This window comes from Butyricicoccus sp. AF35-5AC (genome assembly GCF_003477715.1).
Lineage (GTDB): Bacteria > Bacillota > Clostridia > Oscillospirales > Butyricicoccaceae > Agathobaculum > Agathobaculum butyriciproducens.
Genome location: NZ_QUDX01000024.1, coordinates 423 through 11,911, shown reverse-complemented (window position 1 = coordinate 11,911; position 11,489 = coordinate 423). Strand labels below are relative to the sequence as shown.

At 47.9% G+C, this 11,489-nt stretch carries 13 protein-coding genes; 6 read left to right on the top strand and 7 right to left on the bottom strand.

Features of this window, described 5'->3' with window-relative positions; genetic code table 11:
• Nucleotides 1-357: TIM barrel protein (locus tag DWZ82_RS15280; RefSeq protein ID WP_243022964.1), on the top strand; the 357-nt coding region annotated here is incomplete at its 5' end.
• 105 nt (nucleotides 358-462) lie between these two features.
• Here DWZ82_RS15280 and DWZ82_RS14520 read toward each other — a convergent pair.
• Complete coding sequence (locus DWZ82_RS14520) at nucleotides 463-741, bottom strand: hypothetical protein (protein ID WP_118481380.1); 279 nt, start codon at nucleotides 739-741, stop codon at nucleotides 463-465.
• Between the two features lie 573 nt (nucleotides 742-1,314).
• Here DWZ82_RS14520 and DWZ82_RS14515 point away from each other — a divergent pair.
• Nucleotides 1,315-1,890 carry a recombinase family protein gene (locus DWZ82_RS14515; protein WP_118481379.1) on the top strand — a complete coding sequence of 192 codons (576 nt, stop codon included), beginning with the start codon at nucleotides 1,315-1,317 and terminating at the stop codon, nucleotides 1,888-1,890.
• Between the two features lie 78 nt (nucleotides 1,891-1,968).
• Nucleotides 1,969-2,859 (top strand): Abi family protein, encoded by an 891-nt coding sequence (locus DWZ82_RS14510; RefSeq protein WP_118481378.1) that lies wholly within the window; start codon nucleotides 1,969-1,971, stop codon nucleotides 2,857-2,859.
• Nucleotides 2,860-2,926: 67 nt separating this feature from the next.
• On the opposite strand, the gene DWZ82_RS14505 is transcribed toward DWZ82_RS14510, so the two are convergent.
• The 4 genes from DWZ82_RS14505 to DWZ82_RS14490 all read right to left on the bottom strand — a co-directional run bounded on the left by DWZ82_RS14505 (nucleotide 2,927) and on the right by DWZ82_RS14490 (nucleotide 6,799).
• A complete protein-coding gene (locus DWZ82_RS14505; RefSeq protein WP_118481377.1) occupies nucleotides 2,927-3,151 on the bottom strand; it encodes a DUF2188 domain-containing protein in 225 nt (74 codons plus the stop codon).
• A 331-nt stretch (nucleotides 3,152-3,482) separates the two neighbouring features.
• The gene (locus DWZ82_RS14500) at nucleotides 3,483-4,778 is read right to left on the bottom strand and encodes an AAA family ATPase (protein WP_118481376.1); all 1,296 of its coding nucleotides are present in this window, start codon (nucleotides 4,776-4,778) and stop codon (nucleotides 3,483-3,485) included.
• 145 nt (nucleotides 4,779-4,923) lie between these two features.
• Entirely contained in the window at nucleotides 4,924-5,343 is a 420-nt protein-coding gene (locus DWZ82_RS14495) for a hypothetical protein (protein WP_118481375.1), read from the bottom strand.
• Nucleotides 5,333-6,799, bottom strand: coding sequence for an ATP-binding protein (locus DWZ82_RS14490; RefSeq protein WP_118481374.1), 1,467 nt, complete (start codon nucleotides 6,797-6,799; stop codon nucleotides 5,333-5,335). The genes DWZ82_RS14495 and DWZ82_RS14490 overlap by 11 nt, the downstream gene beginning before the upstream one ends.
• A gap of 388 nt (nucleotides 6,800-7,187) precedes the next feature.
• Here DWZ82_RS14490 and DWZ82_RS14485 point away from each other — a divergent pair, with 388 nt between their 5' ends.
• Nucleotides 7,188-7,379, top strand: a complete 192-nt coding sequence (locus tag DWZ82_RS14485; RefSeq protein ID WP_118481373.1) for a hypothetical protein — start codon at nucleotides 7,188-7,190, stop codon at nucleotides 7,377-7,379.
• A gap of 39 nt (nucleotides 7,380-7,418) precedes the next feature.
• Here the strand turns inward: DWZ82_RS14485 and DWZ82_RS14480 are convergent, their stop codons facing one another.
• Nucleotides 7,419-7,727: a plasmid mobilization protein gene (locus DWZ82_RS14480; protein ID WP_118481372.1), complete on the bottom strand. Its 309-nt coding sequence runs from the start codon at nucleotides 7,725-7,727 to the stop codon at nucleotides 7,419-7,421.
• 66 nt (nucleotides 7,728-7,793) lie between these two features.
• On the opposite strand from DWZ82_RS14480, the gene DWZ82_RS15275 reads away from it, so the two are divergent.
• Entirely contained in the window at nucleotides 7,794-7,955 is a 162-nt protein-coding gene (locus DWZ82_RS15275) for a hypothetical protein (RefSeq protein WP_158574459.1), read from the top strand.
• On the opposite strand, the gene DWZ82_RS14475 is transcribed toward DWZ82_RS15275, so the two are convergent.
• Nucleotides 7,942-9,156 carry a DNA topoisomerase I gene (locus DWZ82_RS14475; RefSeq protein WP_118481371.1) on the bottom strand — a complete coding sequence of 405 codons (1,215 nt, stop codon included), beginning with the start codon at nucleotides 9,154-9,156 and terminating at the stop codon, nucleotides 7,942-7,944. The genes DWZ82_RS15275 and DWZ82_RS14475 overlap by 14 nt on opposite strands.
• A gap of 1,425 nt (nucleotides 9,157-10,581) precedes the next feature.
• Here DWZ82_RS14475 and DWZ82_RS14460 point away from each other — a divergent pair.
• A partial coding sequence (locus tag DWZ82_RS14460; protein WP_442861244.1) for a hypothetical protein occupies nucleotides 10,582-11,489 on the top strand: 908 nt, incomplete at its 3' end.

The following is an 11,489-nucleotide window of genomic DNA, read 5'->3' as shown; positions in this document are numbered from 1 at the left end:
CATCCGCTGGTCGGCATCACCCTCGATCAGTACCACTTCCACGCTATGGCTTCCGAGTGGGCTGCTCTTGAGAAGGCTGACGGCAAGAAGATTTTCGTATGGCACCTGAACGGCATGGAGAATATGCCGTGCGGCGCTGCTTACAACAACGACGAGAAGCGTCTGTGGCCGGGCGAGCCGGGCGACTGCCTGGATCACAAGCGTTACGCAGATACCCTCAAGAAGATCGGCTTTGAAGGCGGCGTTTGCACCATGGAGGTGTTCCGTCCGGACTACTACAAGCTGTCCAACGAGGAGAATATCAAGAAGGCCGCTGAGGTTACCAAGGCACATGTTGCAAAGTACTGGGCTGACTGATTTCACAGAGTGAAGATTTAAGAGTGGAGAGTGAAGAACTTTCCACTCTTTTTCTGTATACCCGCAAAAGAGAAAGAGTGGAGAAAATCTCCACTCTTCACTCTTTTATAAGGTGCTGCTGACTACCGCCGCGACCTCTGTCTCACTGATTCCCTGCTCTGCGGGCACGGTCGGCGCTTTGATGTCAAATCTGACTGCCTTTGCAAGCTCTGCAAGGGAGTTATGGACGGTCAGCGGATTCGGAATCTGATTGGAATCGCCGTCTTCGGTCGTAGCATCCGGGTCAATGATGATGGTGTCGCCGCTGACCTTGACCACAGCAGGATCGTTGCCGCAGAGCGATACGAACAGATCGACCGGAACATAAAAACGTAAAATACACATAGATACAGCGGCGCCTCTACCATTTTGGTACGCTTCCGCCGATAGAAACACGACAGTCCGGTTTGCCTGTCTGCCTCGGCAGCAGCGCGGGGGTTGCAGTGAATGATCACCACAGAAAGCCCTTTCGGCTGCTTGAACCATTTTTGCTTTGAAATATTGTCTGACTTCAGATATTCCGGTGAGAATACGAAGGCGTATTGACAGTATCGTTTGCACGCGCAAATGATCGCTTTTTGCTTTGAAATTACCGCCCGATCTTACCAGGTCGCGGTAATTGATTTTATAAAATTACAGAATATGAAACAATTTCTGCTGTTTTTACGCGGTTTTATCCGATTGTTAAGCCAAATGATAATAAAATCGCAGTTTTATTTTGCCCTCTCACATAGGCGGTACTACCGCCTTTGTGAGAGGGCGTTTTTTACCGCATGATTTTCGGCTTTAGGGCTTCAAAATATGGACCCCAAAAATCGGGGGAAGGGTTCAAAATTCAAAACTTATGCCACCGGTTGCAGAACCAGGTGTCATAAGCTATAATATGGGTGTCAAAACCGTGAAAACGGAGGGGTTAGCATGATATTCGGCTACGCGAGAGTATCCACCAAAACGCAGGCGCGCGACGGCAACAGTCTGGACGCGCAGCAGGCGGCGCTGACGACGGCGGGCGCGGAAAAAATCTATACGGATACCTTCACCGGCACGAAGATGGACCGACCGGAATGGGACAGGCTGCGCGCGCAGCTGCGAAAAGGCGATGTGCTCATCGTCACCAAGCTCGACCGGCTGGCGCGGTCGGTGTCGCAGGCGTCCGGCATGATCACCGACATGATCGACGAGGGCATTACCATCAACGTATTGAACCTCGGTATCCTGTCCAACGATTCGGTCAACACGCTGCTGCGCAATGTACTGCTGTCGTTTGCACAGTTCGAGCGCGACATGATCGTGCAGCGCACGCAGGAGGGCAAGGCGGTTGCCCGCGCGACCGACCCCGATTTCCGCGAGGGACGGCCGCCCAAGTTCGATGCCGAGCAGCTTGACCATGCAATGGCACTGCTCGAGGAGCATTCGTATACGCAGGTCGTGAAACTCACTGGTATCAGCAAGTCTACGCTGATTCGGGAGAGGAAGAGGAGGAAGAACTTCTAAATTGAAGTTAATTAGATTGACAAATCCGTAAGTCACGCGTATTATAATAAGTAACAGGACTCCCCACACCTCTCAACGATGTGTCCCAGGGGAGACATTTTTTTATCTGGGGAATCTCATATCATACAAATAAAAGAACACAGCTCTTATACTGAACAAATAACAAAACTGCGCAGCAGAGGCTGTATCATTACAGATGATGCGGCTTGTGAACAAATATTAAAACATATCGGTTATTATCGTTTATCAGCTTATTTGCTGCCATTCAAAAACGAAGACGGCACCTACGGTAAAAACCTGTCGTTCGAACGTGTTTACCATATTTATGAGTTTGATCGGAAGCTTCGCAATCTTCTGTTTTCTGCTATCGAGGTTATTGAAATAAGCCTTCGAGCACGTCTTGCATATTTTCATTCCGAAAAATATGGACCGCTCGGATACCTCGATGCTTCATTCTTTAATTCGAAACACAATGCTGAAAAATTCAAGGCAAATCTTAATCGTGAAATCGAAAACAATAAAAAGGTACTATTTGTTAAACATCATCTCGAACACTACGATGGAAAATTTCCATTATGGGTTGTCTGCGAGCTGTTTACTTTCGGTATGCTTTCGTATTTTTACAATGATCTGACTACTGCAGATAAAAAGATTTTCGCCGGGTCTGATTACCGTCATATGGTCAGCTGGCTAAGATGCTGTACGGATTTGCGTAATATTTGCGCTCATGACGGCAGACTCTATTTCAGAGTATTCTCCGCCGTACCCTCTGGTTTTGATATTCCCGAGCGCATGAAAAGAAGGCTATGGGGTGAAATTCTTTCCGTAAAGGCGTTATATCCGTCTTCCCATAAATGGAATACCGAGTTTATGCCCGCCATTACTGCTCTGTTTGAGGAATATGCAGATGACATAGACCTATATCATCTGGCATTTCCAAGAGATTGGCAAGACGAGCTGAAAAAATGAAATATACTGATACTGCTATTTAAAACAGAGGGGGTATGCCCGTACGACATACCCCCTCTGTCTATTCTTAGCCTCTCGGCGGGAATGGATCATGCCCGTGAGAGTCCTTATCCCTGATGCGTCCATCTGAGCGATGAATCACTAGCTCAGAATGCTGATTTCGAGAGATCTCTCTTGCAATATCCATTGCCTGTTTTTGAGTGGCAGTACGTACCGTAGCGCGCGTATTGCCCTCTCCTTTCACCTGCCATCCGCCTGCCGGATGAGGTGTTACATGCTGATTTTTACCCATAAGTACGCCTCCTTACTTTAAACGAGTGACCCGTCCGCAGTGCGGACATTTTGATGGGTTCGTCACCGGAATCACGCGTTTTCCGCAACGACAGATATAATATTTGTATTTGATAGTCATATAGACCTCCTGTTTGTAGAAAGATTATTTATTACAATCACACTATGAAAAAAGACTGCGTTTTTTTACCTTTCTAGACACAGATCTCATATTGCAATCGGAAGTCAAATATGATACAATAACCGTGAATTATGACAAAGTACCATAACCCGTGCTTCTGTCGTCTCGCAGGACACCGAGTTGCAGCTCGGTGTCTTTTTCTTTTCTCATTTTATGTGTTGTTATCAAAAAACAGCTTTGGATTACATCCGAACGCATTTTCCAGAATACGATTGGTTAAATTAACCTTTGCTCGCGATGTTTTCAAATCGCTCATTCGATGTAAAACGCTCCTGCCGCAATCATCCTTTGCAGTGATCCATACTTGATCTCGTCGATACTCTCCATCAACTAAAAGCGGCTGATGAGAAGTACAAATCAGCTGTGCATGATGCGGATTGCTTTCTTCATTTGTAAACAGGTGGATAATTTCCTTGGCCAGTGACAGATGAAGACCGTTTTCCAGCTCATCAACCATCAAGACACCGCCATCTTCGAGAACATCAAAAAGATAGGGCAGTGCAGTAAACAATTTTACCGTTCCCAGCGACTCATCTTTAAAAAAGGAAATTGGTGTAATCGTCGTTTCCTTGCCGTTTTCATACACTGCATGGCGCGATGCTATACCCACCCTCGTCGTTTTGACGATAGCTTCTCTGTTTTCAAAATCATCCGAAGTATTTCTTTGATGCTCCACCTCTTCTTCTTCAAAAGATACTTTTATATCTCGAAGAGTCGGATCGGCAGTACGAATGATATTGATATACTTGCGAAGCCGATCCTCCGAAAAAGTTTTTTTAGGATTGATCGGCTGTAGCTTACCCGCGGTCATACTGACCACATTTATTCCTTGAATCGCAGAAACGATCTTCGAAGCCAATGGATTATTCAATAAGTCAGCAATCGGAAGGCATAACGCTTCTGGTTTAACCATACGCTTGACATCTTCAAAACCTTTCAGTTCTGAACGAAGCGTGATATCTTTAAAAGACGATGATGTACGTTCCAGTAATTTTTCTGTTCTCCGGTACTTCTTTGTAAGAAGTTCGTAAACAATTTCTTGTCCCTGAACTGCAAAGGTATAATGGTATGTTATGTTATCTAAAACAAGCTCGATTGCAAACCTTGTAGGCTGTTCTCTGTAACTTGTATCAAATGCAAAGTTTTTTACAGGCGCATCTATGTTTTTAAACTCTGGCCTCGCCATCAGCTGCGCAGCATCTATTACGGCTAATGGTGAAAAACTCAGGAATCGTTGAATTTCTCGGATTATCTTACAGAAAAATGTTTTTCCCGATCCATTTGCACCATATAGGAAAGAAACCTTATTAAATCGACTATTCCCACAAGCAAATGTGTTGTCGATATACTCTTTCTTGCTTAAATCCGCTTCCGTGGTAAACGTAATCGGTTCGGCAAAGGAAGCAAAATTTTCTGCAGAAAGCGATTTCAGAATGAGGTTTTCCATATTTTTCGCCCCTTCCAAAGAAAATTATATCATATACCAGTAAAATGTCAATTGTTATTTTCTACTTTTCGATATATATGTCGAAATTTATGCGATAACATAAATTTAAAAAAACGCCTCTGACGTTATCCGTCGGGGTGATGTCTTACTCTGCCGCTATCTCCTGCATGCGTTCGATCAGACGACGAGACAGCTCCTCGTTTTCCGGCTTTGCCACAAAGCGCAGCAGCGCCAGCATGAGTTTCTCGGCGGTGACGTTTGCTTTTACGCACCATTCCTCGGTCAATTCCAGCACGTCCGTATCAACATCCACGTTCACCTCAACGGTTTCTTCTGTGCGGCCGCAGGCAGCACCGTCAATCTCTTTACTCCACGCAGCGAGACATCGCTCCCGATTCTCCTCTACTGCCTGCACCGTCTCCGGCTCGGAAAACGGCTGGATATCCGGCAGACGGTTCCGGATGAGTTCCACATCATGGACATGCAGCGTCTTATCCTCGAATATCACGAGCAGAACCTCGTCCAGCAGCGCGATCACACGCGTAATCTCGATTTCATGCTTCATCTTCTTCCTCCTCGTCAGACAGTACGCTCGCCCAGTGCACCAGACGGATTTTCGGCTGCGGTATATCCTGATACCAGTAATCACGCAGCAGCGCAAGTTTTCGCTTGATTGGCTCGCTCTGCTCGTCTGTGATTACGATCAGTTCATCAAAGTGCAGTCCGTTTCCTGTGGCGGTAAGACAGAACATGCCAATTTTCGCGACGTCAAACCAGTATTCAGCTATCGGATAATAAATAATCACCATTGTCCGGCCGTTTTTCAGATGCACATAGATGGTCTGACTATCTATCATCCCATAGAATTCCCTCGGGTTCTTTTGCATGCTCTTTACCCCGTTTGACTGATGCAGTCTTTCCTCCAGCTGTGAAATGATAACCTCCTTCCATTCCGGGAACGGATGTCGTATATACAGCTGCGGTTCCGGACACACGCAGCGCACCCACCGCAGCAGCTCATGCCAGTATGGGTCTGTATTCTGCATACTGCCGTCCAGAAAATCCAGCTGTGCAGCCTCCTCCGGCTCTGCCTGAAGATACAGCACGAAAAGAAAAGTATTCCGCATCAGCACTTCCGCTTTCCATATCTCATCAAACAGACCGTGCCGGAGCAGGCGGCCGTTCAGATAGATCATCAGTCCTCCGGACCATCTGTCCCCCAGATAATAGTGATAATTTCCCCGTGCCGGTTCAATCTCGCCGTAGCGATACGAGGCGTGTACGCTGACGCCGTTCAGGAGAAAATGCGCCTCATCTTCCCTGCTGTTGTCCGTCCAGATCGGCTCCAGTCCGGTCAGATTGTACATCCGCGTCCGGCCGTTCAGCGGTTTCCAGAAGAAATGTATTTTCTGCCTTTGCGGACCGCCGCCGCAGTCTGTCTCGCCGAGCAGCACCGGCAGATAAGTAACGCGCAGCTCCTCCATCATGCGCTCTATCCGCATTTCCAGTTCCCTGCTGTCGCGGCAGTTCTGGTCTACCAGCTCATGCGGCAGAGGAACGGAAACCTTCGTGCCCGAAGTCCGCATCATGTGCGGAAGCTCATCGAGTGAGACTGCCTCGTATTGCATGACTGAATCGCGGTACGGCGCCGCCACTCGCAAAGCAGTACCGTTCTCTATTTTGGTGATCATCTCCCATGCTTTGTCTTTCGGGTCACAGTTTACGAGCACGGTTTTCAGTCCGATGCCGAAGCGGTTATACCGGCCGAGCTTCTGCGGCTTTGCACGGCCACAGCCGAATACTTCGCTCAGCCTTTCCTCCGCTATTCCCTCGCCGTTATCGATCACCTCCAGCTGATACTGGTGCCAGTCCTCCTGTCTTAAATATACGGCTACGTCGCCGGCATTTGCCGACAGAGCATTGTCCACGAGTTCCTTCAGAATGTCCGGTAAAATGAGCCGCCGCGAGGCGAGAATATTCCACAAAACTGGCGGTCTCGGCGCAAATTTTTTTGCTGACATTTTTGTTTTTTCCTCCTGTGAAAATTGTTATCCAACTGTGAACAACACACTATTCACAGTTGCAGGAAAATAAAAAACGTGCAGATCCATAAGAGCCTGCACAGTCAAAAATGTTCCGCAAAATCCCATTGAAAAACTGCTGCAATTCTCGCTGCCGAATTGCAATAATTTCAGAAAAAGGGTATACTGGTACTGCGGTGCGAACTTGAAATTTTTCGCTGTACAGGTGGCTGCTTCACCTGCGCAGGCTGACAGGGGTTGCCGCCTCTGTCAGCTGCCGTTTTTCATTCTTCTGATGATAGCATATCATGTACGAGCGCGTACATCAATTGTTAGATTGCATAAAATCAGTTTTATATTTTTTACAGCAGAATAAGGGGATAGCATTATGCTGATCAGCGATGCACGCCGCCGCGCAAACGACAAGTGGCGGGACAAATTCGACGAGATGCGCTTTCGCGTTCCGAAGGGAAAAAAGGAAGTGATCACAGCCTATGCCGCCGCACATGGCGAGTCTATTAACGCTTTCATCAACCGTCTCATTGACGAGGAAATGGCAAAAGCCGAAGCAGAAAAATAAAGAGCGGATGCAGACTGTAAATCAGACTGCATCCGCTTTTTATCTCAGCTTTGCAAATTCTTCTTCGATCTTCTCAAGCTGCCCGGAAATCTTTTTGAGCGTTTGCGTATCAACGTTGCCGGAGATGTGCGCAAGCCGCGCCATTTGATTGATATTCACAGCGATGCCCTGCAGCTTCCGCCGCATGTCCTGCTGAACATCTTGGCCAATCATCTTGATCTCTCCATTTTCGATCAGCAGACGGAAATACTCCGCCATTGTCAGGTCGCTTCTGTGGATTTTTCTCTTTAACATGAGCAGTTCTTCATCATCCAAACGCACAATGATCTGATGATTGCGTTTTCTCATTTTTCATTTTCTCCTTGTCGTGGCTATTCGGGGTTTCAGGGGAAATTCCACTGAGGAAACAGGTTTGTGGCTATCCAAAACCTTATGCTTGCGGAATCTTTAACCTTTAGTATAGTAAAGCACATTTCTGTTTGCCATACAGATGCTGTTTTCTTGCTTTTTTCTTCTCTAACTGCTGCTGCAGACCGTGAAAAATTTTCACAGGTACGATACTCTATTTCTGAATAAACCGGCACTCCGATACAGGCTTCCGATCACAGATTTTGCAGGTTCCGAGGTTCACACTGCCGCGTCCACCATAAGACGAAAACGCTGTCGTTTTGTCCACCCGGCCGCAGTACCGGCATTTAACCCAGCGGTTTCCGTCCGGGTCAATGACCTGCGTTTCCTGCTGATTAAGCTGCTCCGCAAGCGTCTGCCGAAACGCTTCTTCTCTCTGTTTTTTCTGCGCGCGGCGGCCGGCCTCTTCCTTCTCGTGAACCAGTTTTTCCATCGCGCGCTGCCGCTCACTTTTCGTATTCTGCGGTCTGCGGACCGGCAGCGTCTGCGTTCGTTTTGGCCGCTGCTTTTGCTCGCGCTCTGGACGCTCAAGCAGCTCTTTCATCTGCTGTTCTCGCCGTATTTTTTCCTGCTGTACCTCGCGCTCAAACTCGCTTTTTTTCCATTCACACAGAGCAGCCAGCGGCGCGTTTTGATAGAGCAGCCGTCCGTACTCGCTGATCGAAAATTCACGCAGCGCGCCTGCTGCAAACTCGATCTCACGCCACAGACCGGTACAGTCCTGCGCGTAGAAAACCGCAGACAGCTTCGCCGTGGAATACTCCATCTCCTCGACGTCCAGCAGCAGACAATATCCCTGCCGCTCCTGCACTTTCATCAATGCTTCCGGATACTGACCGTTGCCACAGCTGTTCAACGCATCCACAATATAAATCAATCGAATACCGCTGCTGTTCGCACGGAGAATTTCCATCTTCTCGTCTGACAGATTCGCGCGGTTACAGCTGTAACTAACCGCAAGTTTGCTCGTCCGCGACACAAACGAAAACTCGTATTTCCGCGCCGTGTCTCCGACCAGACAGATGGGAACCCGCGTTTCCACATCGGACACGTTCAGCTTTTCATCCAGCCAGCATTTCAGCACGATCTTGGAATAGATTGAGTGCGGTCTCTCGGTCTCAGCAGTGCACTCGTGCTGTCTGGCGCTGTCCTTCAGACGGAAATGCTGTGCGCGCAGGTTTCTGTCTCCAGCAACGAGAATAAGGTTTGCACCGCAGCCGCATGGACAAAACAGCTCACCTTTGCGGCTTCTAGTGCGAAGCGCGGACAGCTTGTCCGGAATATTGATCTGCTTTCCGTCAATGACTGTGAAAATACTCTCAATGCCGATGTATTTTCCGTCGCATAGGCAAACCGATCTTTGTACCATTTCGCTGCTCCTTTCGGTTATATTGTGAAAAGAGAACCTTTTCTTCTAATAGACTCTCAATTCAAAGTTTTAGCGTTGAACAGTTATAAATTTTTAACTTTATAACTTTATGTAGTCTTATCCAAATAGAAAAGCTCCGGTGCAGAAACACCGGAGCTTTTCTCGTGCCCCATGGACACTTTCACCATTTCTTATTAAAGAGTATACTGCATAGCCGCAATCATTGCAACCATATTCGACATTTCTTGCTGCAATCCGACATCCATGTTATACTGTACAGGCTACCACCCCCCATACAGGTAGAGGAAGGGGGTGTTCCAGTATGGAAATTCTCTCATCTTTTGTTATCTCTGTTGTGGCAGGTGTAATCGCCAATTACATCTGTAAATGGTTGGACGGAGATAAATAATCGGTAGCCAGCCTCAGGCCTAAGCCACCTGCTACAAAACGGAATAGAAAATCCCCCAGAGGTTGCGTCTCTGGGGGATTTTTGTGTCCAGTATGGACACTCTCATCTTTTGGCCTACTGATAGTATACCGCATATCAGTAGGCTTTGCAAGTATATCCGAATCAGAAAGTCTTATTCCGGGAAGTCAAACATCTGCTCCCCTACTGTACCTATATTCGACTTTCCTTGCTGCAATCCGACATCCATGGTATACTGTACAGGCTACCACCCCCATACAGGTAGAGGAAGGGGGTGTTCAGCATGGATTGGCTGATTTCCTTTATACTCTCTGTTGCGGCAAGCGTAGTAGCCTACTACATCTGCAAATGGATGGACAGAAAGTAAGCTGGTAGCCATCCTCAGGTTTGATCTGCCTGCTCCCCAAAGATAAGAAAAGCCCCGGAGTCGTGACCTCCGGGGCTTTTCGCTGTTCAGTATGGATATACTGATTTCCTTTTGCCTACCGATAGTATACCGCATATCAGGCGGCATTGCAAGTATATCCGGAAAACCCGGATTCATTCTAAAAAACCCAACTCTTCCGAGTATTTTTCAACTTCACCTGATTAAGATTGACATTCCTTATTTTCCATGGTATTCTTAATTACAGGAAAAACAAAAGAGCCGATGCCTAGGAAACATCAGCTCTTTGATAAACGGTATCCGCCACTTGGTGCTTCCAACACCAGCGGGCGGTAAGATCTCACTCACCCTGAGACCAGTAACGCGCCAAATGGCGCATACCGCTTACTGTATAATCATTATACATTCAACAAGCGGTTATGTCAATAAGACGCGCGTTTTTCGACAAAAATCAATTTTTCTGCTTAACACGGCACATTTTACTTGTGCAACATTACGAATTTTCGATTTTTGATACGAATTTAGACATGGTTTTTCAATCGTCTGGTGTGAGAGCATCAGACGATTTTTTGTTTCTTCTGCAAAAATCGACCATCAGAAAGGAGGGAAAGCAATGTCCGCAGCTGGCTACACCACAATCTACAACGAAGTTCTGCGCGACAGAACGCTTTCCCTCGAGGCGAAGGGTCTGTTTGCCGTCATCAAGTCTTTTGTCGGCCTGCCGGATTTCGCGCTCAGCAAGCGCCGTCTCGGCTATGCCTGCTCGGACAGCGCCTACCTGCTGAATGCTGCGTGGAAGGAGCTCAAGCAAAAGGGATACTTGCAGCACTATTTCTCCCAGTCGGAAAATGGTGCGTTCTGTCATGTCTATAACCTGATGCAGCATCCGTCCGAGCCGGTGGACTACGTCTATTCCCCGTCCATCGACCGCCCCAACGGTGATGTTGCCTGCATTTCCGGTGCACAGCGCGACTACACCAACATTTCCACCTCGGTCCTGCGCGACAAGACCATTTCCCTTGCCAGCAAGGGACTGTTCGCCCTCGTCAGCCATCTGATGAAGATTCCCGACTTCGTTCTCCGTCCCGAGGGAATCCGTGCGTTCTGCATGGAGAAAGTAAAACATTTCTCGACGCTCTGGAAGCGCTTCAAGATTTCCGGTCTGCTCAAGCAGCACCGCTTCCCTTCCGGTCAGGAGAATCACTGGACCTACGAATATAAGCTCTGCGAAACACCCGATCTGGAAACGCCGTATCTGACCAATTACCACATTGACGGCTCTATCTCCACCGTAGCCACGATCGACGGCTTCCTTGCGAAAATCAAAACGCAGGTTTCTCGCATCCGTAAAAACGTGTGTGTTAACAAAAAGGACAAACCGCGTGCCGTCCGCCGCAGGCTGCGCAAGCAGATCGAGCAGCAGATCAACGCCGACGCGCTCCGCCGTCAGTTCGGAAACGAGCTGACCGGAACGGTCGTAACGGCAGTCTGCAACATCAAGTACGCAGACAAGCTGTTCAT